At 45.6% G+C, this 26,699-nt stretch carries 18 protein-coding genes; 16 read left to right on the plus strand and 2 right to left on the minus strand.

Translation table 11 applies throughout. The features are described from left to right. The first annotated feature begins 57 nt into the window (after positions 1–57). The 14 genes from L4D76_RS04610 to L4D76_RS04675 all read left to right on the plus strand — a co-directional run bounded on the left by L4D76_RS04610 (position 58) and on the right by L4D76_RS04675 (position 20,896). The gene (locus L4D76_RS04610; protein WP_428439763.1) at positions 58–486 is read left to right on the plus strand and encodes a pirin family protein; all 429 of its coding nucleotides are present in this window, start codon (positions 58–60) and stop codon (positions 484–486) included. A gap of 36 nt (positions 487–522) precedes the next feature. Next, positions 523–1,119 (plus strand): isochorismatase family protein, encoded by a 597-nt coding sequence (locus L4D76_RS04615; protein WP_428439764.1) that lies wholly within the window; start codon positions 523–525, stop codon positions 1,117–1,119. A 370-nt stretch (positions 1,120–1,489) separates the two neighbouring features. After that, on the plus strand, positions 1,490–2,383 hold the full coding sequence (locus tag L4D76_RS04620) for a LysR family transcriptional regulator (protein ID WP_428439765.1): 894 nt from the start codon (positions 1,490–1,492) through the stop codon (positions 2,381–2,383). Positions 2,384–3,145: 762 nt separating this feature from the next. Further along, positions 3,146–6,262 (plus strand): putative selenate reductase subunit YgfK, encoded by a 3,117-nt coding sequence (gene ygfK, locus L4D76_RS04625; RefSeq protein WP_428439766.1) that lies wholly within the window; start codon positions 3,146–3,148, stop codon positions 6,260–6,262. A gap of 15 nt (positions 6,263–6,277) precedes the next feature. Continuing rightward, the gene (gene ssnA, locus L4D76_RS04630; protein ID WP_428439767.1) at positions 6,278–7,606 is read left to right on the plus strand and encodes a putative aminohydrolase SsnA; all 1,329 of its coding nucleotides are present in this window, start codon (positions 6,278–6,280) and stop codon (positions 7,604–7,606) included. A 14-nt stretch (positions 7,607–7,620) separates the two neighbouring features. After that, the gene (locus tag L4D76_RS04635; protein WP_428439768.1) at positions 7,621–9,774 is read left to right on the plus strand and encodes a xanthine dehydrogenase family protein molybdopterin-binding subunit; all 2,154 of its coding nucleotides are present in this window, start codon (positions 7,621–7,623) and stop codon (positions 9,772–9,774) included. Then, positions 9,764–10,234: a (2Fe-2S)-binding protein gene (locus tag L4D76_RS04640; protein WP_428439769.1), complete on the plus strand. Its 471-nt coding sequence runs from the start codon at positions 9,764–9,766 to the stop codon at positions 10,232–10,234. Before L4D76_RS04635 ends, L4D76_RS04640 begins: the two co-directional genes overlap by 11 nt. Further along, entirely contained in the window at positions 10,228–11,082 is an 855-nt protein-coding gene (locus L4D76_RS04645; RefSeq protein WP_428439770.1) for an FAD binding domain-containing protein, read from the plus strand. Before L4D76_RS04640 ends, L4D76_RS04645 begins: the two co-directional genes overlap by 7 nt. Before the next feature lie 476 nt (positions 11,083–11,558). Further along, positions 11,559–12,335, plus strand: coding sequence for a molybdopterin-dependent oxidoreductase FAD-binding subunit (ygfM, locus tag L4D76_RS04650; protein WP_428439771.1), 777 nt, complete (start codon positions 11,559–11,561; stop codon positions 12,333–12,335). A gap of 2 nt (positions 12,336–12,337) precedes the next feature. Next, positions 12,338–15,214 (plus strand): molybdopterin-dependent oxidoreductase Mo/Fe-S-binding subunit, encoded by a 2,877-nt coding sequence (locus tag L4D76_RS04655; RefSeq protein ID WP_428439772.1) that lies wholly within the window; start codon positions 12,338–12,340, stop codon positions 15,212–15,214. Between the two features lie 262 nt (positions 15,215–15,476). After that, positions 15,477–16,883 carry a nucleobase:cation symporter-2 family protein gene (locus tag L4D76_RS04660; RefSeq protein WP_428439773.1) on the plus strand — a complete coding sequence of 469 codons (1,407 nt, stop codon included), beginning with the start codon at positions 15,477–15,479 and terminating at the stop codon, positions 16,881–16,883. A gap of 147 nt (positions 16,884–17,030) precedes the next feature. Continuing rightward, positions 17,031–18,347, plus strand: coding sequence for a guanine deaminase (gene guaD / locus L4D76_RS04665; protein WP_428439774.1), 1,317 nt, complete (start codon positions 17,031–17,033; stop codon positions 18,345–18,347). A gap of 143 nt (positions 18,348–18,490) precedes the next feature. Next, complete coding sequence (locus L4D76_RS04670) at positions 18,491–19,876, plus strand: NCS2 family permease (RefSeq protein WP_428439775.1); 1,386 nt, start codon at positions 18,491–18,493, stop codon at positions 19,874–19,876. 333 nt (positions 19,877–20,209) lie between these two features. After that, on the plus strand, positions 20,210–20,896 hold the full coding sequence (locus L4D76_RS04675; protein ID WP_428439776.1) for a DNA alkylation repair protein: 687 nt from the start codon (positions 20,210–20,212) through the stop codon (positions 20,894–20,896). A gap of 52 nt (positions 20,897–20,948) precedes the next feature. Here L4D76_RS04675 and L4D76_RS04680 read toward each other — a convergent pair whose 3' ends face one another. Beyond that, entirely contained in the window at positions 20,949–21,626 is a 678-nt protein-coding gene (locus L4D76_RS04680; RefSeq protein WP_428439777.1) for a MaoC family dehydratase, read from the minus strand. Between the two features lie 512 nt (positions 21,627–22,138). Here L4D76_RS04680 and L4D76_RS04685 point away from each other — a divergent pair. Together L4D76_RS04685 and L4D76_RS04690 are read left to right on the plus strand one after the other, a co-directional pair. Beyond that, complete coding sequence (locus tag L4D76_RS04685) at positions 22,139–23,326, plus strand: serine hydrolase domain-containing protein (protein ID WP_428439778.1); 1,188 nt, start codon at positions 22,139–22,141, stop codon at positions 23,324–23,326. A gap of 131 nt (positions 23,327–23,457) precedes the next feature. Next, positions 23,458–23,682 carry an alternative ribosome-rescue factor A gene (locus L4D76_RS04690; protein ID WP_428439779.1) on the plus strand — a complete coding sequence of 75 codons (225 nt, stop codon included), beginning with the start codon at positions 23,458–23,460 and terminating at the stop codon, positions 23,680–23,682. Positions 23,683–23,706: 24 nt separating this feature from the next. On the opposite strand, the gene L4D76_RS04695 is transcribed toward L4D76_RS04690, so the two are convergent. Then, complete coding sequence (locus tag L4D76_RS04695) at positions 23,707–26,475, minus strand: EAL domain-containing protein (protein WP_428439780.1); 2,769 nt, start codon at positions 26,473–26,475, stop codon at positions 23,707–23,709. Between the last annotated feature and the right edge of the window lie 224 nt (positions 26,476–26,699).

The raw sequence follows: 26,699 nt of genomic DNA on the forward strand, positions 1-26,699 counted from the left end.
CAATGAATGGGTAGTTATCTAAAATGTACTTATTCCAACGAAATCAGAGAGCAGATAATGAGCCGATTTATTCAAGAAATTCGTACTGGTTCAAATCATAGACCCATCGCCAGTTTTGTCTCCAGAGGCAATCTAACAGTATTGAATCCCTTTGTACTGTGGGATCACTTCGCTATTTCCGGTGCAGATAACACTGCTGGCTTTGGCTTCCATGGTCATTCAGGCGTGGCTACCATCAGCTACCCTCTGATTTCGAGTATAAAACATGAAGACACGGGTGGTCATACCGGCCACCTACTTTCAGGTGGCATACAGGTAATGTCGGCAGGTGGTGGCGTCTTGCATAAAGAAACCGTTTATCCCGATGCAGGTAAAGCGGAGGCATTTCAACTGTGGACCCTATTGCCAGCGGTACACTCGAGCCGAGACAATGCAATACTCGGTTCACGCCAAATAAGTAAGCTACAAATGCAATTGACTCATTAACTGCCAGTAATGGCATAACCAAAAGAGATATATAAAATGAATCACACAATTTTTACTCCAGAAAATTCAGCGATGTTATTGATTGATCATCAAGTTGGTACCATGGGTTGGGTTAAGTCTGCGGACTTGGAAGAGATTAAGAGACATACGATTGCATTAGCACGTGCAGCGAATGAAACGGACATGCCCTTGATTCTCACTTCGAGTATGGAGGATCAAGCCCAAGGACCGTTGTTCGAGGAACTTCAGAAAGCAGTACCAGAAGCATTTGAAAAACGCGTGCAGCGTGCGGGTGTTGTCGATGCGATGAAAGATCCTGATTTTGCGGCCGCAGTTAAAGCGACTGGACGTAAAAATCTGATCATTGCTGGTATTACTACTGACGTCTGTGTCGTTTATCCAGCCATTACGTCAGTGTTAGAAGGTTACAATGTGCAAGTCGTTGTTGACGGCTCTGGCTCTCCAAGCAAAATAGCGGATGATACGGCACTACGCCGCATGGAATCCCATGGTGTCACGCTCACCACGACCAATCAGTTGATAGCGGAACTCGCTCAGGACTGGAGTAGTGAGCACGGTCAGAAACTCATGCAGGTACTGTTTGAAGAAATTCTGTCTAAACTGCATGAATAATTTCACTCTATCTAAGAATGGCGTTGTGTTCACAACACCATTCTTAGAGTAAATCATTATTTAGACCCAAACTACCTCAAGATGCTTGGGTATATAATTACCCATTCTTCCTAATGTTCTATTGGCGCAAGTTGAAATGCCACATTAAATCTTTGTGCTAACCCTAAGCCTCAGATAGTTCAAATAACATCGGATTGATTAGCCGCTCCCATACATTTGTGAGAGGTTTATTTGGGAACTATTCTCTGACCATAAATGAAGAATTTTCCTATCTAAAATAATCAATTAGCTCTTATTGTCCTGCCTATAATAGGCCATGAAATTATGATACAGAGTTAAATAGGATGACAGTTTCCCGCCGGGAGTGGATGTGAATAAATTATTGTCTTTTGAAGCGCTATTCGTTCTTGATGCAATCGATCGCCGGGGAAGCTTTGCGGCAGCCTCAGAAGAGCTAAGTCGTGCACCATCATCTCTGAGTTATCAGGTGCAGAAAATAGAACAAGATCTGGATCTGGTGATCTTTGATCGTTCAGGTCATAAGGCGGCCTTTACCAAGGCTGGTCAATTATTACTAGAAAGAGGACGACAGCTACTTACCGCTGCTGATGAAATGATTTTTGAAGTCAACGCATTGGCCCATAGCTGGGAGCTAGAGATTACGATAGCGTATGATTGTTTGATTAAATTGGAGCATATGCTGCCACTGGTGGATGAACTTGCAAAGCAGAGCAAGACTCGTATTCGTTTTCAGGAAGAAACTCTTGCCGGGTGCTGGGAAGCGCTTACTCAAGATAGAGCTGATATATTGATTGCGCCTGCACCAAGTATTGTTCCCCCGGAAGTGAAAATTCAACCAATAGGTAAACTTGATATGATCTGGGTTGCCCACCCTGATCACCCTATTCATCAACATGAAAATCCTCTAGATCCTGTGATAAGGCAGCAATATCGTGGTATTGCCGTTGCTGATACAGCCAGAAATTTCCCGCCAGTCACCCACAACATACTCGATAAGCAACCATTACTTACGGTAAGCTCAATGCACGACAAGTTTGTTGCGCTAAAAGCCGGAATGGGTATTGCGACAATGTCGACCTGTTATGCTGAGAAAGCGATTAAAAGAGGTGAACTGGTGGTGATCGATGATGATTCTGTTTATGAGTTGAATATTGTACTGGCCTGGAACCGCAGCCGAATGGGTAAGGCGAAAACGTGGTGTATCCAGCATATCGAGAGATTGTGGAAAAAGCAGTTCAAGTAATGCGCAATCGGGACGAAAACGAGATAGCTTCCCACGCACGCTTTCACCGAAAGCAAGTATGAAGCGGAACTAGTCCAAAACCACCAAGTCTTGCGTAATGCTCGTTAGTAGGAGTTTGTGAGCGTTGCTGACTTAAAGGATCACTCCCCAGCACCAGATTAGTACTGGTATTGCAAATCAAGATGAACAGGATGCGAATGAGCAATCAATCTAAATGGAAAAGGGGCAAAACGGGTTAGTTCGCTCATGTACTTTTCTTCGAAGTGACAGATTACGTCTAACTTTCTCATTTTATCGGTATATACCCAAGCCACTGCAAGATGTGAGATTCAGAGCTTCCTATGGGAATTCAATTCGAACGAAATGTGTGTAGGAATGGCGATTCCTTTCAAAACTATAACCTAGCGTCTTTTCATCTTTTATCACTATCATCTTAATAATTATCAAAGTGATAGATCTTTATTAATTTGATAGGAAATTAATCCGTATTAAGAAGCATACTCATTTCGCACTTGTTTTCTCTCTATTTAGATAAATAACCTACCTTGACCTGATTCACACAATGCTCCTGACTTTCGACATGGGTCACGAATTTCCTTCTTCTTTATGCTGTTTTTAAAGTTTGGCGCAGTAGTTGCTCAATTGAGTTCAAAACGAGGTAACGAACGAATTGTTACTTTTACATCTGAGCCCTACGCATTGCACTAAATTGATGTGCTGGTTGTGTAAAACAAGAAAAATACAGCATCAAGGAGATTTATCATGGGAGACATCATGCGTCCCGTTCCGTTTGGCGAGCTACTCAACCGAGTTTTCAGTGAGTATAAAGAAAGCCAATCGATTTTTGGGATCCCATCGAAGCAGTTTTACCGCAAGGAAAACACCAAAAACTTAAAGGTTTGGGATGAGCACTATGAAACACCGGTAGGCCCAGCCGCCGGGCCTCATACGCAGCTGGCGCAAAACATCATCTGTTCCTGGCTGGCCGGTGGCCGTTTCATGGAGCTGAAAACCGTTCAGAAGCTGGATACGCTGGAAATTGCCAAGCCGTGTATTGATGCCGAAGATGAGTGCTTTAACACTGAATGGTCGACAGAGTTCACGCTTACCAAAGCCTATGATGAATATCTGAAAGCATGGATTGCGCTGCATTTGCTGGAGGAAGTGTTTGATCCCCGCACTGAAGGGGAAGAGAAGTCTTTCATCTTTAATATGAGTGTCGGCTACGATCTGGCTGGTATTCAGACTGCTCCGATGCAGGCGTATATCGACGATATGGTTGATTCCAGCAAGCATGAAAATTTCCATGCCTATATCGCTGAACTTAAAACCTTTATTGCTGATCCAGAATTTATTAAGACCTATGGTTTTGAGCATCGTTTAGAGCGTTTGCAACATTTGGCAGAATCTATTCCGGCTCAATTGACCCGTGGTGTAACGCTTTCTACCATGCACGGTTGCCCGCCAAATGAAATCGAAGCGATTTGTCGTTATATGATCGAAGACAAGGGTATTAATACCTTTGTGAAATTGAATCCGACGCTGTTGGGTTATGAGCGCGTGCGCGGCATTCTTGACAATGCCGGGTTTGATTACATTGCCTTGAGCGAAGAATCATTCGGCCATGATCTTCAGATTGAAGATGCCAAAGCCATGCTGCACCGTTTGGTTGATTCTGGCAAAGCCAGAGGCATTGGTTTTGGGGTGAAGCTGACTAATACCTTGGGTACGCTAAACCGTAAAGGGGTATTACCTGACAAAGAAATGTACATGTCAGGCCGTGCTCTGTTCCCGCTATCGATCAATGTGGCGCTGGAGCTGTCTCGTGAATTTAACGGCATGTTACCGATTTCTTACTCAGGTGGTGCCAGCAAATTCAACATTAAAGAGATTTTCGAAACCGGTATCCGTCCAATCACGATGGCAACAGATTTGCTTAAGCCGGGTGGTTATCTTCGTTTGGCTGATTGTGCAAAAGAGCTGGAAACAAGTAACGAATGGAACATGCAGCAAGTTGACCTAGTCAAACTTGAAGCATTAGCGGCGAAATCGCTGGTGGCAGATTACGCTCAGAAAGAGTGGCGTGGTCCTGAAGAGATCAGCGTGAAGAAAGCGATGCCACTCACAGACTGCTATGTTGCCCCTTGTGTGACAGCGTGTCCGATCAGTCAGGATATCCCTGAATACATTCGTATGATGGGCCAGCACCAGTACACAGAAGCATTGGAAGTGATTTATTCGCGCAATGCGCTGCCAGCTATTACCGGTCATATTTGTGACCACCAGTGTCAATACAACTGTACCCGTCGTGACTACGAAGGTGCATTGAACATTCGTGAAATGAAGAAAGTTGCATTGGCAAAAGGGTGGGAAGGTTATAAAGCAAAATGGCATGAGCCGGATTTAAACCGTGAAAAGCATCCTGTTGCGGTGATCGGTGCTGGCCCTGCTGGTCTGTCTGCCGCTTACTTCATGGCGCGTGCGGGTCATCCTGTAACTGTGTTTGAGAAAGAACATAACGCAGGCGGTGTGGTTAAAAATATCATTCCTCAGTTCCGTATTCCGGCTGAAGTGATCCAGCATGATATTGATTTTGTTAAAGCGCATGGCGTTAATATCGAATATGGCTGCAATCCGCACCTGACCGTCAATACGCTAAAATCCAGCGGCTATAAGTATATCTGCCTGGGTATAGGTGCAGATAAAGGCAACCCAATCTCACTGTCTGGTGACAACACGCAAGTCTTTAAATCATTAGAGTTTTTGCGCAGCTTCAACGACGGTGAAAAGCTTGAGTTGGGTAAACATGTTGCTGTTGTCGGTGCCGGTAATACCGCGATGGACAGTGCCCGCGCAGCATTGAAAGTTGATGGCGTGGAAAAAGTCACCATCATATATCGCCGTACGATTGCTGAAATGCCAGCATACAAAGAAGAGTATGAAGAAGCGGTTGAAGATGGCGTGCAGTTCATGTTCCTGACCAATCCGGAGCAGTTCGATGCAGACGGTAAACTGACTGCTCGCGTGATGGAATTAGGTGAGCCTGATGAAAAAGGACGTCGTCGTCCGGTCGCAACAGATAAGACTGTGGAATTGCAGGTTGATGCCTTAATCACTGCGGTGGGTGAGCAAAGTAACCGTGATGTACTGACTCGCATCGGTGTCCCGATGGGTGAAGATGGCTGGCCTGCAGTTGATAGCGAAACGTGTGAAACCACGGTTGAGAACGTGTTCCTGATGGGGGATGCCAATACCGGTCCATCATCAATCGTGTCGGCTATCTCTGGTGGTCGTAAAGCGGCAACGACGATTCTGGCTCGCGAAGCACAGAGCGAAGAAGAAAATGAAGTGAAATCTGAGGTTCATGCAGATGATGTTTACGCTCGTAAAGGGGATATTCAGGTCAAACTGATTGCCGCTAACGAACTTGAAGCAGCAGACCATGATGTGTTCGTTGAACAAGAAGCAAAACGTTGTCTGGAATGTTCATACATATGTAGCAAGTGTGTGGATGTGTGTCCTAACCGCGCCAATATCTCACTGCCAATTCCTGGCTTTAAAGATCAATATCAGACGCTGCATATTGACGCTTACTGTAATGAATGTGGCAACTGTGCGCAGTTCTGCCCATGGGATAGCAAGCCTTATAAAGATAAATTCACCCTGTACAACCTGCGCGGTGACTTTACTAATAGCACCAACGCCGGCTTCTACATCGAAGGGTCTGAGGTGCTAGTGCGCAGTCAAGGCGAAATTTATACCTTTAGTATTAACGAACAAAGTGAACTTGATATGCCAGAGGCGTTGGCCGATGAGGCAACCATCATCAGCTATGTGCATGCAAACCATAGCTACCTTCTTGGCAAAGTGGATGTTTAGGTGAGGAGTAAGGGAATGTTATTACTTAAAAATGCAACGGCCGTGCAGTTCGAACCCGCTTTCATTAAAGAAGGGGTTGATATCGCGATTAATGGCAGCACGATTGTAGAAGTTGGTGCAAACCTGGCGGCGAAGTACCCTGATGCTATCGCTAAAGATATGAAGGGTAAATTAGTCATGCCGGGTATTGTGTGTTCACACAATCACTTCTATTCAGGCCTGGCTCGCGGTGTGATGGCTGACATTAAGCCAAGCCCTGACTTCATCTCGATTCTGAAGAATCTGTGGTGGCGAATGGACCGCGCCTTAGATGAAGAAGCGGTGTATTACAGCGGCTTAATTTGTTCACTGGAAGCGATCAAAAACGGTTGTACATCGGTGATTGATCACCATGCATCGCCAAACTACATTGCAGGTTCATTGAATACGTTGCGTAAAGGCTTCTTAAAAGCAGGGTTGCGTGGCATGACCTGTTATGAAACCACCGACCGCAATGGCGGTATGAAAGAGATGGCGGCCGGGGTTGAAGAGAACATTGCGTTTGCTCAGCTGATCGACAGTGCCAAGGCCCGAGGTGACGAACCTTATCTGGTTGAGTCTCACATCGGTGCTCATGCACCGTTTACCGTGACCAATGATGGTTTGTCGATGATGGCGGAAGCTGTGCAGGCAACCGGACGCGGTATTCATGTACATGTTGCTGAAGATAGATATGACGTTACTCATAGTCATCATCATTATAGCCAGGACATCGTTGAGCGCTTAGACAGCTTTGGTCTGATCAACAATAAAACCTTACTGGCGCACGGTTTGTTCTTATCGGATCGCGATATTGACATCCTTAACGCAAAAGATGGTTTCTTAGTCCATAACGCCCGTTCAAATATGAACAACAACGTAGGCTATAACCATAAACTGACACGCTTTAAGAATGTGGCTCTGGGTACTGATGGTATCGGTGCGGATATGTTTGAAGAGATGAAATTTGCCTTCTTCAAGCACCGTGACGCAGGCGGTCCGTTATGGCCAGATAGTTTCTTACGTAACCTGTGGAACGGTAATGAAATATTGGCGCGTAACTTCGGGGCGAAATTCGGTCGCTTAGAGGCAGGCAATAAGGCAGATCTCACGATTCTGGATTATACCAGCCCAACGCCGTTTGTTGCCGATAACCTGCCGGGTCATATTGCCTTTGGTATGAATGCCGGCAACGTCAATAGCGTAATGGTTGAAGGTCGCTTTGTGTTAGAAGATCGCGCCTTCCCATTCGATATTGCGCCAATCTATGCCGAAGCAAGCAAAGTCGCGCAGCGTTTATGGAAAACGATGGATCAATTAAACTAATGTGAGATCCCGATATGGAAACGGTCAATACTAAATTCAAGTGGGCAGAAGCCACAGGAAATGCAAAGTATATTGCCGATCGCCATTTCGAGGGACTATTAGAAGGGCGGTTCTACCGCTCTTCTTGCCCGAGAGGCGTGATCAAATCCGTACATATACCGGCGTTACCCGAAGGTTATTATCTGTTTGGTGCCAAAGATGTTCCCGGGCAAAATGTGCTGCCAATCGTCGAGATTGATTGGCCAGCCTTTGCTGAGGATGAAGTTCGTTATGTGGGTCAGGTGGTCTTTTTGCTGGTCGGTGAAAACCCCGATGTGCTTGAACAACTGCTCCAGCAAATATCCATCGAATATCAACCGCTGACACCAGCTTATACAGTTGCTCAGTCACAAGCGATGATTGATGGTCCGATCCATTGCACAAATAATATTCTTGATACCCATGTGTTAACTAAAGGAGATATCGACGCAGGATTTGCCCAAGCAGTTACCATTATTGAAGAAACCTGCAGTACCGGTTATCAGGAACATATTTACCTCGAAACGCAGGGTGTGGTTGGCTATCCCAAAGATGGCAAAATAGTGATCGAAGGCTCGATGCAATGCCCCTTCTATGTCCATCACTGTATGGCAGTGGTGCTCGGTCACGATCATGTGCGAGCGATCCAGTGTCCTACTGGTGGCGGATTCGGTGGTAAAGAAGATTATCCGGATGTGCTGGCAGGTCCGCTGGCGGTTGCGGTAGAAAAATTGCAGCGTCCGGTACGTATCGTGCTTGAACGCAGTGAAGATATTGCCTTCACCTCGAAGCGTCATCCCGCCGAGTTCCGTTATCGCACCGGAATTGACAAACACGGTAAGATTGTCGCGATGGATATCCAGTTTGATGTCAATTCAGGAGCCTATCTGAGCCTGTCTGGCATCGTACTGCAGCGATCAATCACAACTGCTACCAATGTCTATGATATTCCGAATGTTCGCGTTGAAGGCCATGCTTGGGTAACAAATACTGTCCCGACCGGTGCATTCCGTGGCTTTGGCTCCCCGCAAACCTGCTTCTGTATGGAAACCCACATCAACCATGTTGCTAAGCGTTTAGAGCAAGATCCGGTTGAATTTAAACAGCGTCATCTCTTGACCACGGAATCTACCACCTTAACAGGTGCTGCGATCTTCGGCGATCTGGTGTTAGAGAAAATGTTGGAGCGGGCACTTTGCCTGTCGGATTATCGTAACAAGATCGATGAAATTGCGGCTCAGCCGGCAGATAGTATGAAGCGTAAAGGTATTGGTCTGGCAATCTTCCAGCATGGCTGTGGTTTTGCCGGTGACTTGGAAGATACGTTAGTTCGAGCGAAGGTTCGCCTGATCAAGTTAGCCAATGGTCAGCTGCAAATTCTGGCGTCGAACACCGATATTGGTCAGGGGCTAAGCCTGACATTCTGTAAAATTGTTGCTGAAACCCTCAATAAGCCGCTAGATGATATTCACTTAGCGGTTCCTGATACTGGCATTGTCCCTGATTCTGGCCCGACCGTGGCTTCCCGATCTATTTTGATCGTGGGTTATTTGTTAGAGAAAGCGGCGCAAAAACTGCAATCTCGATGGATTGATGGCGAGTATCAGGAAATCGAGGAGACCTACCGTAAACCTGACTATCACGTTTGGGATCAGAACACCTATCAAGGCAATGCCTATCAAGCAGTCAGTTATGGCATTAACGTGGTGGAAGTGGAAGTTGATATGGCGACGGGTGAATCGGCTATTATCGGCGCCTCGGCAGTCTATGACATTGGTAAAGCCATTGATGAGCGGGTATTTAAAGGCCAGATTGATGGCGGATTAGTACAAGCTCTGGGTTACGGTAGTTGCGAGAAAATGGAACTGAACGCTGATGGCATGTTTGCTCAGAAAACCATGGCAGATTACGTGATCCCGACCGCGCTTGATGTACCGATGATCAACAGTGAGCTGGTGGATAACCCTTATCCGTACGGGCCTAATGGCGCGAAAGGTGGTGGTGAACTGACTCATAATGGCGGAGCTGCAGCTTTTGCTGCTGCGGTTGAATCTGCTATTGGCAAACCGTTGTCTTCAATTCCGGTGACACCAGAAAAAGTGTGCGAAGCACTGTATGGCGATGAGCATGGAGAGCAGTATGAAAATTGAGTTTGTTCTGAATGGCGAACACGTCTCTGTGGATGTTGATCCAATGCAATCGCTATTGGTTACGTTACGGAGTAACCTTGTTAAGACGGCCACCAAAGAAGGCTGCGGAGAAGGTGAATGCGGCGCCTGTTCCGTGTTGTTTAATGAGCGGATGGTGAATGCCTGTATGTTTCCGACAGCACAGGCTGAAGGAGCGAACATCATGACATTGGAAGGTCTGAAACAGACCGAGAAAGGCCAGTGTGTGATTGATGCGTTACTTGAAGCCAAAGGCGTTCAGTGCGGTTTTTGCACCCCGGGAATGGTACTGGCGCTTTATGCTTTACTGGAGCAAAACAGTAATCCGAACGAGAGTGAAATACGTACTGCAATTTCCGGGAACCTGTGCCGTTGTACCGGATACGGTATGATTATCGATGCGGCCCGTATTGCAGCAACGAAAGGAGAAGGATTATGGTAGCGGTTTATCGTCCTGATACTTTAGCGCAGGCTCTTGATTGGATAGCTGTGGGCAAGCATACCTTATTTTCTGGCGGTACTGATTTGATGGTCCAACATTCGGTACGGTCGGGTCTGACACCTGTTTTTGAGCAGGATGTCGTGTTCCTTGATGCGATTGAAGAGCTGAAGCAGATCACTCTGACAGAAAAAGGGCTATGCATTGGCGCAGAATGCAGCCTGGCTGATATCGAACAGGATCCCCTGGTGCCGGATATCTTGCGTCAGGGTGTGGCGAATATTGCTGCGCCGGCATTACGGAACAGGGCAACCATGGCGGGGAACATTTGCAATGCGTCGCCTGCTGCGGACTCTTTGCCGGCGCTATACCTGTTTGATGCGACAGTGGTTTTGTCTTCACTGCGTGGCCAGCGTGAAATGGCAATTGCCGATTTCATTACCGGTCCGGGTAAAACACAGTTACAAGACGATGAAATTTTAAGCCATATCATCGTTCCGAAGTCCGATTTACCGATAGTTTTCTATCACAAGGTCGGAACCCGGGCGGCGAATGCCTTAACTAAACTGTCGGTAGCAGGTCTTGCCAAAGTGGTTGACGGGCAGGTTGTCGACTGGCGTGCCGCCTTTGGCGCGGTGGGACCTAAAGTGGTGAGAAGCAGCGAGTTGGAGCAATTGATAATTGGTCAGCCTGCTTCGATGCTTGGTGAGCCGTTGTTCGTGGGTAACATTCTGGAGCAGTACAGCAAAATCATTCGCCCGATTGATGATCAGCGTTCAACCGCTCTGTATCGCCACCGTACTTCCCTCAATCTATTGCAGCGCTGGTTAACACAAGTCAGCACTGCGTAGTTATACTCCTTGTCTCTTATTTTGTTGTTTGGTTTTGGGTATTAATTTTAATTAATACCCTTTTTTGTATCTGTTGTTTTTTATGCCATTACTTCATCACAGCAGTTTTGACACTATTCCTATCACACACTATCAGCACTATCACTATCAATTTGATAGAGAAGTTATTATTTTGATAGGGAATAATAGGGTATTGATAATTGATCCTATTTACCGCCATATTCTGCAATCTGGCCAAGTTGTTATGTCGTTTCTTAAGCTTGATCTAGCTCTCAAATCACTCCTGAATTCTGACCACGCTCACGAATATCATCTCTTATTTCGGGCTTTTTCAAGTTTGGCTTAATAGTTGCCTTTTTACCTTTCAAATACGATGGGTTTTAGTAAGACATTGAAACTTTCACCTATTTATCACTACTTATTCAGATTGATATGAAAATTTTAACAATAATCAGAATTCAATGAAGGTAAGAAAAATGATTGAACACTACTTGAAGCCTGACTCTACCGTGCAAGCAATCGAATTGATGCAGCAGCACCTTGGTGCTGCGACCTATTTTGCCGGAGGATCAAAACTAAACGCCGCGCCAACAAAAACAGAGAAAACAGTCGCTATTTCTCTTGAGAATCTGGCGCTGGATAGCATTGAGCAACAGGGTGAAGCACTTCACATTGGTGCGATGTGCCGTCTCCAGACCATGATCGATAGTGAGCTAATGCCAGTTGCCTTAAAACAAGCGGCGGCTTTTATTTATTCTCGTCATGTGCGTAATCAAGCCACCATCGGTGGTGAAATTGCAGCAGTACAGGATGAAGCATTATTGCTACCAAGCTTAATCGCACTGAAAGCCAAACTAGAATTGGCTGAATCCGGTGAAATGGATATTGAAGAGTATATTGCCAGCGATAAGCAGGGATTAATTACTAAAGTGATTATCCCGAACGTTAACTTAATGTGTCTGGGTTATAACATTGCTCGCTCGGCAGCGGGACTTTCCATTGTAACGGCTGCTGTATCGGTAGAGAAAACCGGAGAGAAGATTATTGCGCTGGAGGGCGTCGGCCCGACACCTGTTCGTTTACGTGATGTTGAGAGTCAGGATTTAAAAGGCGAGTTACTGGAACAAGCTGTTGCAGATGCTATCTATCCTGAGGCCGATATAAGAGGAAGTGTGGAATACAAGCGTTATATCGCAGGTGTTGTTGTTACTGATTTACTTGCTGAATGTCAGCATTTGGCAGAGGAGGCGTAATCATGACTATCACCTTTACTCTTAATAATCGCTCTCAGGAACTTAGCTGTAAAGCGGGTGAAAATGTACAGAAAGTGTTGCACGGTTTGGGGCTGCACTCAGTACGAAACAGTGATGACGGTTTTGGCTTTGCCGGCTCTGACGTTATTTTACTTAACGGCAAACTTGTCAATGCGTCTTTGCTAATCGCTGCACAATTAGAAGGTGCGGAAGTGAAAACGGCTGAATCACTCAGCACGCACAACAAATTGGGCGTCGTCCAGCAGGCAATGATCGATGTCGGTGTTGTACAGTCGGGTTATAACGATCCTGCGGCAGCCTTGATCTTAACCGAGTTGCTTGAGCGCATTGTGATGCCGACCCGTGAGGAGATCGATGATGCGCTCTCCGGTTTATTCAGCCGCGATGCCGGTTATCAGCAGTTCTACCAAGTGGTGGAGTTGGCGGTGAAGCGTAAAAATGCGCCTGAGTATACAGAAGAAGTAGCGCCAGAATTTTGTGATGAACTGGACGTGATCGGCAAAGTGAGCCCGAAAGATGATTCAGTGAAAATGGTTCAGGCCAAGCCTTGTTATGTAGAAGATCGCATTCCGGCGGATGCCTGTGTCCTTAAGGTGCTGCGCAGCCCGCATCCACATGCGTGGATCAAACGTTTAGACGTGAGTAAAGCTGAGGCGCTGGAAGGGGTTGTCTACATCATCACCCATGAAAACTGTCCGGATATTCCTTACACTCCGGGCGGCCAGACAGGCCCTGAGCCGTCACCGCTTGACCGCCGTATGTTCTGTCAGAAACTGCGTCATGTGGGTGACCGTGTCGCCGCCGTGGTTGCTGAAAGTGTTGAAATTGCAGAAGCCGCGCTGAAACTGATTGACGTTGAATATGACGTGCTTAAGCCGGTGATGAGTATTGACGAAGCACAAGCTGCCGATGCGCCGATCATTCACAACGAGCCGATTGAGTATCTAGCGGGTGCGCCTGCTGATTTAGATGAGCAGAACAAAAACGCCGATCCGCGAGAAGGCAAGCTGATTGTTAACTTCCCGATCGGCTGTGAGCCGCGCAAGAATATTGCTGCTGCCGTTCAGGGCCAGATCGGTGATATCGACCAGGGATTTGCAGAAGCAGACGTGATCTTAGAGCGCACTTACGAATCTAAGCAAGCGCAGCAGGCACCGACAGAAATGCACATCTGTTATGCCTACATGGATGGTAATCGCGTTGTTATGCACGCTTCAACACAGGTGCCGTTCCACGTTCGCCGTCAGGTAGCGAAGATCCTGGATATCAAACAGAACCGTGTGCATGTGGTTAAAGAGCGTGTCGGCGGGGGCTTTGGTTCCAAGCAGGACATCCTGGTTGAAGACTTAACCGCGTTTGCTACCTTCACAACCGGCCGTCCGGTATATCTGCACTACACCCGAGAAGAAGAGTTCACAGCGTGTTCAACTCGCCACGTTGCGAAGGTGAACCTGAAAGTGGGGATGAAAAAAGACGGTACGCTGACGGCGATTGACATGGATTTCCTGGCCAATACCGGTCCTTATGGTAACCATGCCCTAACCGTACCTTCAAATGGTCCTGCGCTGTCACTGCCGCTTTACCCGATTGATAACGTGCGCTTTAAGGTCACGACGTATTATTCAAATATCTGTCCGACCGGTGCCTACCAGGGCTACGGCGCACCAAAAGGCGTGTTTGCGTTAACCATGATGCTGGCTGAACTGGCCGAAGAGCTGGATATGGATCTGCTCGATATTATCGAGAAGAACCGTGTTCACGAAGGTGATGCGCTGAAGATCAAAGCTGCGGTGGGTGAGGGTGACCTTCCTGCAGAGCCGCCTCGCGTTCTTTCTTGTGCGCTCGACGAAGTGTTGCGTCAGGGACGTGAAGAGTTCGGTTGGGATCTGCCAAAAGAAGACTTAGGTACAGACTGGACCGTAGGCCGTGGTGTTGCCATTATCCAGCAAAAATCAGGGATCCCTGATATTGACCAGGCAAACTGTAAGGCCAAACTAGCCTCTGACGGTACCTTGATCGTCCACTCTGGCGGTGCCGATATCGGTACAGGTCTGGATCTTGTGGTGGGCAAAATTGCTGCCGAAACGCTGAAGATGCCGTTAGAAGAAATCACGGTGATCTCGGGCGATACCGACCACTGTCCGTTTGATAAGGGCGCTTATGCTTCTTCCGGTACCTGCTTCTCTGGTAATGCAGCGAAGAAAGCAGCGGAAGCAATGCGCGAGCGTATCTTGATGTGCGGTGCCGAAATGCTGGGCGAAGAGGTTGCTGATGTGAAACTGGTCTTCCCTGCAACGGTAGAAGGCAAAGACGGCAAGCAAGTAACCTACGGTGATATTGCTCACCAAGCTGAAGGCGGTAAGGGCTGGGGCCAGTTGCTGACTAGTGGCAGCTTCATCACCTCTGATTTTGCCTTCCCATATGGTGCAAACTTCGCTGAAGTAGCGGTCAATACCCGTACCGGTGAGATCAAACTCAACAAGTTCCATGCCCTGCTTGACTGTGGTACGCCAATCAACCCTGATTTGGCATTAGGCCAGATCTACGGTGCCAGCATGCGTGCCATTGGCCACAGTATGTGCGAAGAGCTGATGTACGACGAAAATGGGGTGCCGCTGAACACGGATCTGAAGAGCTACGGCGCACCGATGATCGGCGATATTCCACGTGACTTCCGTGCGGCACTGGTGCCAAGTGACGATCCTGTCGGCCCGTTTGGTGCCAAGTCAATCTCTGAAATTGGTGTTAACGGTGCCGCTCCGGCCATTGCTACCGCGATTCATGATGCCTGCGGGGTGTGGATCCGAGAATGGAACTTCACACCAGAGAAGGTACTGCGCGGACTGAACAAGCTGTAACTTTGAAATATGAACAAGCTGTAACTTTGCAACAATATGTCGCGAGTGAGCTGTAATAGCTTGGCTAGGAAATAGTAAAAGAAGTAATTACGAGGGGATCAAACCCATATTTGGCCGCAACTGGCTAAGTATGGCTCCCCTTAGTGGGTAAACCTGGCTAGGTTATCACTTTTGTACTCGTCCAATCTTTCCACGGACCTGAAGCAATCTCAAAGCTGAGTTGCACTTGTCCAAGGATCTACAAGAAACGGATGGTATTACAATGAAACTCTTTTATAACGTTGAAGACAAACCGCCTGTCGGCGCCTCTATCTTACTGGCTTTGCAGCATATGCTGGCAGCCATGGGGGCGATAATCGCTGTACCGCTAGTTGTAGGAAGTGCAATTGGTCTGCCTACAGACCAAATGGTTATTTTAGTTAATGCAGCACTGATGGTGTCAGGTATTGTTACCATCGTTCAGTGTAAGGGAATAGGGCCGGTAGGTATCCGTCTTCCCGTTGTAATGGGCACCAGTTTTACCTTCGTTGCTATCTCTATCTCTATCGGTTTAGATGCCGGAGTGTCAGGCATCTTCGGTGCGTCGCTGGTCGGCTCGCTGGTGATGATTATTGGCAGCCGCTTTATGCCGCAAATTCGTAAACTATTCCCACCTGTCGTGACCGGAACCGTGGTGGTTTTGATTGGTCTGACTATCCTCCCAGTTTCTGTTGACTGGTTCGCCGGTGGCTTTGTCGGCCAGGAACAATATGGTCAGCTAAGCAATCTGCTGCTTGGTCTGCTGGTTCTGGTTGTGGTTATTGTGTTATCCATGTTTGGTAAAGGCATTGTCTCGGCGGCAGCTATCGTAATAGGTATGGCCGTCGGTTATGTTGTGGCAATTTTTATGGGGGTGGTCGATTTTGCTCCTGTAAAAGATGCCCAGCTGTTTGCGCTGCCTGAAGTAATGCCTTTTGGCATATCCTTCACCGTAAGCGGTATTATCGGTATGTCGATTGCCTATCTGGTCACCATCATGGAGTCGACGGGTGACTTTTTGGCATTGAGTGATGCGACTCGTACCAAACTGACAGGTAAGAAATTGTCGAAAGGGATCTTGTGTGATGGTCTCGGCAGTTCACTGGCGTCGATGCTAGGCGCAACGCCTTTCTCTTCGTTCAGCCAGAACGTCGGTATCGTTTCGATCACCGGTGTGGCCAGCCGCCACGTAGTTGCTCTAACGGGCTTCATTATGGTGCTGGCAGGCCTGTTCCCTAAACTGGGCGGATTGGTGGTTACTATTCCTTCTCCTGTACTGGGCGGTGCCGGACTGGTGATGTTCGCGATGATCATCTCTGCGGGTATCGGCATCTTGGCACGTATTAACTTTACCAAACGTAACATGCTGATCATCGCTGTAGGTGTGGCATCCGGTATGGCTGTGACCGTGCGTCCTGAAATCCTCAATTACCTGCCTAACTCGCTTAAGGTGATTTTAGGCTCAGGGATCACCACAGGCTCTCTGGTTGCGCTAGCCATGAACAGTTTCTTGCCGGTCAATCAGGCAGATGAAGCGGAAAGTGCCCAAGAGAAAAAAGAAGCACTGGAAGAGCAGATCAAAGAGTGTGAAGCCTGCAACCAGGCTCTGGCTGAAGAGCTGGCAATGGAAAAACCTGAGCAGGTCAGTTAAGAGTAGAACAGCAAGTTTCAATAAACTTTATAAAACATAAAGACTTAGCGCTATGCGGTAGCAAATTAACCATAAACCAATATAGAATACGCGGTTAACTCCGTACAGTGCTAAGCAAGAACCAAAAGAATAAAATCAGAGGTTATAATGGAACATTCTCAATCAATTAAAGCAATTCGTGCGTCAATACTAGATATTGCGAGAGTTGTCGATAAGCCGGAAGACATTGAACAAAATCTTCGGTATATCGATGATGGATTAATGCTTATAGCCAATGGCCGCATTGAGTGGGTCGGCACCTGGCAAGAAGGTAAAGATAAGGTGCCGGATTCGGTTCGTATCCGCAGTTATCCCGGCAAGATCCTGATGCCTGGCTTTATCGATACCCATATTCATTACCCGCAAGCCGAAATGGTGGGTGCTTATGGTGAGCAATTGCTGGAATGGCTCAACAATTACACCTTCCCGACAGAAGCGCGTTACAAAGATAAAGATTATGCGCGCGAAATGTCTGCGTTCTTTATGAAGCAGCTGCTGCGTAACGGAACAACAACGGCATTAGTCTTCGGTACGGTGCATCCGGAATCAGTCGATGCGTTATTTGAGGCCGCAGAAAACATTAATATGCGAATTATTGCCGGTAAGGTGATGATGGATCGCAATGCGCCTGATTATCTGCTTGATACCCCAGAAACCAGTTATAACCAGACCAAAGAGCTGATTGAAAAGTGGCATAAACGTGGGCGTCTGTTGTATGCGATAACGCCGCGATTCGCGCCGACGTCTACGCCCGAGCAGTTAGCAATGGCTGGCAAATTGAAGCAAGAGTATCCGGATACTTATCTTCACACCCATTTATGCGAAAACAAAAATGAAATCGAATGGGTCAAAGAGTTATTCCCCGAGCAGGATGGTTATTTAGACGTATATCATCAGCATGGACTTACTGGTCCAAAGAGTGTGTTTGCGCACTGTATTCACCTCGAAGACAAAGAGTGGGATTGTCTGCATGACACCGATTCTGCTATCGCCTTCTGCCCGACCTCTAACCTGTATCTCGGCAGCGGTTTGTTCAAACTTCAGGATGCCTGGAAGAAGAAAGTCAAAGTCGGTATGGGGACAGACATTGGTGCGGGTACCACGTTCAGTATGCTGCAAACCCTCAACGAAGCTTACAAAGTGATGCAGCTACAACAGCATCGATTGTCTGCCTATGAAGCCTTTTATTTAGCGACGTTGGGCGGAGCTAAATCCTTATCCCTTGATCATCTGATTGGTAACTTTGATATCGGCAAAGAGGCTGATTTTGTGGTTATTGATCCTTGCTCCACGCCACTCCAGCAGCTTCGCTACGACAGCTCAAAAGATCTGGCCGAAGAATTGTTTGTATTAATGACACTGGGCGATGATCGCAGTATCTACCGCACCTATGTCGATGGACGCTTGGTTTATGAGCGCGGTTAAATGACTCATTAAGTCAAAAAAACATTGTTGAGAGGAAGCTCAACAGAATATTTGTGATTAACAGTGATGAGCGAGTAAGTCGCAGTGGGCGAATATTACGTCTTACACGGCTTCTGGCTCCAAATGACAAAGGAACTATCATCATGTCTGATAACAGTACGTTACAATCCGAACAACCCAGCGAAGGTATAGCGGATACAGTAAGTGAAAGTAAATTAGATTCATATTTTTCTATTACAGAACGAGGCAGTTCTGTTCGTCAGGAGCTGGTTGCAGGGCTGACCACATTCCTGGCTATGGTCTACTCAGTGATTGTTGTACCAAGTATGTTAGGTGTCGCAGGTTTTAACCCGGGGGCGGTATTTATCGCCACGTGTTTAATCGCGGCATTTGGTTCGTTGCTTATGGGGCTTTGGGCTAAATTGCCAATGGCGATTGGCTGTGCGATTTCATTAACGGCTTTTACTGCGTTTAGTTTAGTGCTCGGGCAGGGGATCAGTATTCCTGTGGCCTTGGGGGCAGTATTCCTGATGGGTGTCGTGTTTACCGTCATTACCGTTACCGGTGTTCGCCAGTGGATTTTGACCAACTTGCCTGTTGGTATCGCCCACGGTACCGGTATTGGTATCGGATTGTTTCTGCTATTGATTGCTGCCAATAGTGTTGGACTGGTTATTAAAAACCCGTTTGACGGATTGCCAGTGACACTGGGTGAATTTACTTCTTTACCTGTGTTGATGTCATTGATTGGTCTGGCAGCTATCTTTGGTTTAGAGCGTCGTCGGGTTCCTGGCGGTATCTTGCTGGTGATTGTAGCGGTTTCTGTTTTTGGCTTGATCTTTGACCCGAATGTCACGTACCAAGGGTTATTTGCCATGCCATCATTTGGTGCGGAAGGTGAGTCGTTACTTGGTACTATGGATATTATGGGTGCGTTAAACCCGATTGTTATTCCGAGTGTACTGGCACTGGTTATGACAGCGATATTCGATGCCACAGGAACCATTCGTGCTGTTGCCGGACAGGCTAACCTGCTTGATAAAGACGGACAAATCATTAACGGTGGTAAAGCTCTGACAGCCGATTCCGTCAGCAGTATCTTTGCGGGCTTTGTTGGTGGTGCACCCGCGGCTGTTTATATTGAATCAGCGGCAGGTACCGCAGCAGGCGGTAAGACCGGCCTGACTGCCACCGTCGTCGGTGGCTTATTCTTGCTGATGATTTTCTTGTCACCGCTCAGTTACCTTGTTCCGGCTTACGCAACAGCACCTGCACTGATGTATGTTGGTTTGCTGATGCTCAGTAATGTCGCTAAGCTGGATATGAATGATTCTGTAGATGCTATGTCTGGCATGGTGTGTGCGGTATTTATTGTACTAACCTGCAATATCGTAACCGGTATTATGCTTGGCTTTAGTTGTCTGGTTATCGGCCGTGTTATTTCGGGTGAATGGAAGCGCCTGAATATCGGTACGGTGCTAATCGCAGCGGCTCTAGTCGCCTTCTATGCCGGAGGATGGGCAATTTAATCCAGAACGGATGACATATTGCAATAAAGAGCACTGATTTATCAGTGCTCTTTTTTTTTGGGGAGGGGAGATAAATAAAATTTGTAATTGTAGCGATGGTAGTATCACGTCATCCACTTAGCAGGCCTAGACATCGTTAATAGCGACGTACTGCTAACCAATTAACTTGTTGAATTTAGGTAACTTGATGTTGTTTGGGGATATATGTTTCAATGCAGCCTTTATTTGGAAACTGTCTTGTTTTTATATGAATAACATTAAGTACAACAACTGGAGAACCAGTGACTTAAAAACAGATAGTAGAATTCAGCGCTAAAAAAGGAAGCACTCTTCATGTCATTAATGATACCCATGGTGATTTTTATGCAGCAGCGATTGGCCGAAGCGATGGACCCTGACGCCGCTGCTGACATGCAGGCTTACATGAAAACGGAACAGCCATTCTATGGCGTCAAAACACCTCAGCGACGCTTGATTTTCAAGCAAGCAAGGGAGCATACAATCGTATCTGATTTTACCCAGTATCGTCGGCTGGTCTTGTGGTTATGGTCTGGTGTTTATCGTGAAGAGCTCTATCTGGCGATGGATGTGGCGGAATATTACAAAGAATTTCGCACTGAAGAAGCCTTTGCGATTTATGAAGAAATGCTTCAAAGCGCTGATAATTGGGACACAGTGGATAAACTCTCTTCCAACTTAATTGGCGAGCTGGTCAGAACACACCGGGCATTTGAAGCGAAGCTCATCGAGTGGCGACAGTCTGACAATATGTGGTTCAGACGAGCATCGTTACTTGCTCACTTGAAGCATAAGAGTGAAACCAATCTTCCATTACTGGAAGAAACCATTCTGATGCTGGCACATGAGAAAGAGTTCTTTATTCGCAAAGCCATTGGTTGGGTATTGCGGGAATATTCGAAAACTGATCCTGAGTATGTTTCTCAATTTGTCGCTACACACAGTGATCAGTTATCAGCTCTGAGTCAGAAAGAAGCGTTAAAAGTGATTAATAAAGCGTAAAAAATAAGAAGGCCATCATGGATGGCCTTAGTCATTATCTCGACTGATATCGTTAGAAGTACAGACGAATCACTGATTCAGCAACACAGCCCGGACGGCGGCAGCCTTCAATTTCCACTGAAATTTCCTGAACAATTTCCAAACCACGTTTAATAGGTGTGACAGACTGAATTTTGGTACGTGCACGCACCCGGTTACCTTCTTTTACCGGGTACGGAAAGCGTACCTGGTTCAAACCGTAGTTCACCGTCATTTTAGCGGTTGGGAACTTGGTATTGTCCGGATCAACACTGTCAGTTAGTACAGATAACAGAGACAGTGTTAAGAAGCCGTGTGCAATCGTGGTTTTAAACGGAGACTCAGCTGCAGAGCGTTCCGGATCCGTATGGATCCACTGATGGTCTTCCGTTACATCCGCAAAGCGGTTAATACGAGACTGATCGACAGTTAACCAGTCGCCGACATGAATCTCTTCGCCTAGGGTAGCCGTTAATTCATCAACAATTTTGGCTGCTTCAGGGTGAAGTTGGATAGGTGCAGGCTCTGGAATAACCTCGCCATTAGCTGCGACTTTGTGTTCTTTTACCCAAGAGGCTAATTGGCTGTTATTAGCCATGCTTAGGAACTCAATCCAGTAATCGCGAATAGATGGAGATAGCCAGTCTTTAAATTCAAATGGATGCTGCGCCAGCGTTTCACGCTTTTGCTTAAGAAAATCGACTACTTTCATGGAACATGACCTTATTAAAATGCTGTCTCAAGTCTTTTTGAGGCGTCATATTGTAACGATTATCGACTCTAAAAAAAATTAAAATGTGTTACCGATCCCACTTTTCAGCTCATCGGATGAGTTAAATTTCATTTAAATCATAAAGATAAAAAATTTAAAAAATTAGTATAATTCATCTATTTATCCGCTGAAATGACGTTTATGAGATTTACTATCATTGCGGTGGCGAATGTTTCACCAGCCCATGAGTGCTATATCAAGATTTATGACTGTTTCTGCAATGACAAATTTGCGTATTTTATCAAAGAATACTCAAGCTTTTAGTGAAGCTTAGCTTGCTTTACCAATTCTAGATTAGGAATGCTATTTGTCGAGAAGGAATACCTTTGAGCTGTATTTGGATACGAATTTTCACAGTGATATCACATAATATCAGCCGAAATTGTGACCGAGATAAGTTTGAAATTTCAAACTAATCTTAATAAGTATTAATCAGGTTAGGTTGGTGTGCCGTGGAAGACAAACGGTACGGTAAAGAAACCGGGGCAGTTATGCTGGCTAGTCCATTAACACGGGTTTACTCTTCGATGCTTGCTGGTTTGTTCATGTTGGTGATTTCATTGGTGCTGCTGACCCATGCATTTGCAGCACCGAATGATGAGATTGCCTATGAATTGAGTGCATCCGTAAGAGAGGCGGTGAAAAAAGAGATCCCTGGCGCGGCATTAGCTGTGATTATTGATGGCCGCATTCGGTTACTACGAGGGTATGGTGTGACTCGAGCCGGAGGCAAAGAACGAGTGACTTCAGGTACGGTATTCCCTCTGGCATCAATATCAAAAACATTTGCTTCTGCGGCGACGGCCGTTCTGGTTGAGCAAGGGGTGCTAGATTGGGATACACATGTTGTTCCTTATCTTGATAGCATTGAATTCAGTGATCCTGCACAAGGGAAAGATGTCACGTTAAGACATGTGCTGTCTCATACCACGGGATTGGTACCACAAGCTTATTCTGATTTATTAGAACAAAATATCAGCTACTCGAAGATATTGCGGATGCTAAACCGTGTTGATTTCGTGTGCGCGCCAGGGCGATGCTATGGCTACCAGAATGTGATTTATAACCTTAGTGCCGATATGCTGAGGCTAGCATCTGGACATGACTATTCCACCTTCGTGAAAGAGCAGTTGTTTATCCCGCTAAAGATGGAGCATGCTTCGATAGGGCTAAAGGCATTTAAGGCGAATAGCAATAAAGTTGCGCCTCATGTCAAAGTGAAATCTGGCTGGGCGGCTGTTAAAATGCAACCTTCTTACTATCGTGTACCTGCCGCTGCAGGCGTGAATGCGAGCGCGCAAGATCTAGTGAAATGGATGTTGGCACATTTGGGTCATAATCCATCGGTACTCAAATTGTCTTCTCTGGAGATCATGCATAAACCGCATATCAGAGCTAACCAGTACCGATATCGCGCCAAGTTAAGTAATGTCTATTACGGGCTAGGGTGGCGTACATTTGATTACCAGGGCATAAGTGGCTTTGTGCACCATGGTGGCTGGGTAACAGGTATCCGCACGGAAATGTTGTTTAATACGGTAACCCAGACTGGCATGGTGTTTTTGACCAACTGTGAAAGCAAGTTTGCCCGAGAAATCGTACTCGAATTTCTTAAACTCTATAAACAGTACATCAAGTAATACCAATTGGTATGATTTTGCGTTTATTGCCAGATCTTAGCTTGGTTTTACACTGAGTGTGAACATAAGGTATTATCTATTCGCATTCATCAAATGATGAATCATTAACAATAAGTGATGAGGAGTAATCCATGGCTAAGAAACGCAAGCAAAGCCAGATTGATCAAGCTATAGAGCTTGATGTAACCGCCCAAACTACCGAGTTTGGCCGCGGCACGATTCGAGACAACGCGTTAAAAGCTGTTGTGACCAGTAAATTATTCACGACGCGTGTTGTTAAAGCGAAGAAAGGCAAGGGTAGTTTCCAGCGCAAAGAGAAATATTCAGGACGAGAGTCCTATTCAATGGCGGCTTAATCAAGTTGTGATTGAATAGGTTTTTTATCCTATAGCAGTAGTTTCCGTAGTTTCAGTAGCTAGGTGTGATGATATTTTTGTGAGAATATTATCAATAGGCTCCGGCTTACCAATGCCATATCCCTGAGCAAAATCTACCCCAATCGTTTTTAACTGATCTTTTATCGCATCGTTTTCGACAAATTCAGCAATCGTTTTCATGCCCATAACGTGGCCTATTTCATTGATCGATTTAACCATTGCACCGTCAATCTTGTTATTTAAAATATCTTTGACAAAAAGACCATCAATTTTAAGCGTACTGACTGATAAGTTTTTAAGATAGGCAAATGATGATAAGCCACTGCCAAAATCATCTAAGGCAAACTGGCAACCAAATTCGCGCAATATATTTATAAACAAGGTTGCATCACGCAGGTTGCTAATCGCGGCTGTTTCCGTTATTTCAAATTTAATCTTGCTAGGGGGCAGATCATTGCTTTTAATCTGTTGCATGATATGACGCAGTAAATCGTTATCACCTAACGATGCGCCTGACAGATTGATCGTGAGGTGATCTAAATCATCAAGTTGAGACAGATGTTTTTTCAACCATGAAAAAGTGTGATCGACGACCCAACGGTCAATCGGCTGAGATAAGTTATAGCGCTCTGCGGCAGGCAAAAAGGCTCCGGGAGGAATAATGTCACCATTTTTAGTCCGTAGGCGTAGTAGTACTTCGTAAATGAGCTTATGAGGTACATCTGACAGAGATACAATGGGTTGTGCATAGAGTTCAAACCGGTTTTCGTTTAAAGCGTCTTTTATCTCATTAACCCAGCGGAATTCTCCATCTCGTTTTGCGAGTAGTGCATCATCAGAGTGGTAGGTATGGATTCTATTGCGGCCTAAATCTTTGGCGGCATAACAAGCTGAATCAGCATGGATCAGTACTTCCGTGATATTCCCTGAGGTCTTGCTGATTTGAGTTAAACCAATGCTGACTCCAATGCTGAATGAATTCTTCATCCACATGAACTGAAATTTCTTAACTAAATTTAGTAGGGTATTAGCCGTTTTCTCAGCTTGTTCGAGGTTACAATTCTCCAATAGAATAGCAAATTCATCACCACCTATTCTTGCTAAAGTGTCTTGTGATTGTATGGTTTTGTTTAATAACAAACTTAATTGGCGTAGTAATTCATCACCAGCGACATGGCCGCAAGTATCGTTAATGATTTTAAACTGATCGAGATCTAAGAAACATAAAGCATGGGTAGAATTGTTTTGCTGTGCATCATCAACAAGCAGGGCAAGCCTATTTTCAAATTCGTATCGATTGATCAACCCTGTAAGCATGTCGTGTGTAGCTTGATAGGATATTTTCTGCGACGCCATTCTTACTTCAGTGACATCTTCTTGAATTCCGATGAAATGAGTAATAATACCGTTATCATTTGTAATAGGCACAATGCTAACTTGAGCCCAAAATAATTCGCCATTTTTCTTGCGGTTATGTAATTCGCCGCACCATTCATGGCCTGATAGTATTGTCGACCATAATTTTTCATAAACAGTACGCTTGGTTTCTCCAGAATTTAAAATGTTAGTTTTTTTACCGATGACTTCAGCCGACGAATAACCAATCATTTGAGAAAACTTGGGATTTACATACTCAATAATGCCATCAGTATTCGTAATGAGAATGCCGTTAGGACTATACTCGACGACCATCGATAGCTTTTTAAGGTTATCAGTGCTCTGCTGTTTATCAGTAGTATCATCATAAACGCCAACACCGCCTTCTATTTCACCGTTGCTTGAATATAGAGGAACAAAATCTGCGTGAAGATACATAAATTTATTACCGGTAACTGACGTGTAGGCACCGTTAAAAGAACTGATATTTCCTGCTAAGGATTGGCGAACGGATTCCAGCATTTCTGGGTCTTTAAGGTGTGTGAGCATATTAAAACCAATCAGCGTATCTCTTTTTGCGCCGATAATATTCTCAAAACGTCTGTTGGTTTTTATTAATTCACCATGACTGTCATAGTGAAAAATACCAGCGGGAGAATGCTCAACAATTGAATTCAGTTTAGCTTTACTTTGAACCAGTTCGGATGTTCGCTGTTCTATTCTTCGTTCCAGACTTCTGGCCAGACGGCGAGATTCTGAGGTAAGCACGATAAGAAGAGGATACACCAACAGTAAGAATAACGCTGAAATTGCAAGCGTCAGGTAAAGGTTTTTGCTTAGAAGTGCTTCAATATGATCTATTGGAAGATCGGCTCCGGCAATATAAACCGTTCCATCTTCAGCATAGAGCGGAATAAAAATGCTACGAAAACGTCCCCACTTATCAGTATATTCAAGAAAGCTTGTCTCACCGCTGCTTAATACTTGATAGACCAGTGGATCAACATCGTTATAGTGATCGAAAAAAGAAGTCAGATCCACATTGCTTTCTAGTTCTTGGTCGGATGCACTTGAAGACGTAAAGAATATTCTCTCATCCTGCAATATCAGAGTATAAATGTAAGCGATTGCACTGCTACGTGTATATTCCGATAATTTCAAGGTGATTTCTAAGTTCTGTTGCGCTGACAGGTCATCTTTAGCTATTGCTTTGTTATGCAAATTGTTTGGTAATAGTAACGGGATGGTAAGCGCAGCACTTTCAAGCTGCTGATCCAGGGCAGAATAAAGTTGTTTTTTATCTTGGTAGTAACTGAATGCAGCAAAAACAATAATCCAGGTCACGTAAAGAGCTAGGGCAAAGTAAATTCGCTTAATATTTTTTAGATGCTGCATTTAGGAAATGTGTCAAATTGATTATAGAAGATGAATTTTGCCTCCCTTGTGATTGAATTGCAATTAAAAAGTACAATTTATGGTCAGATCTATGCGTCAATAGGGTGGTTGATTGAAAGCAGAAATGTGCACTGTATTTCCATTGGTTGGTGTTAAGTATTGCAAGGTTATGGTCTGATTTATCATTAATGCTGCAAGTTATTGATAGTAACAGGGCTTGTGAC

Origin of the sequence: Photobacterium sagamiensis (assembly GCF_050337085.1) — a bacterium.
In the GTDB taxonomy this organism is placed as follows: domain Bacteria; phylum Pseudomonadota; class Gammaproteobacteria; order Enterobacterales; family Vibrionaceae; genus Photobacterium; species Photobacterium sagamiensis.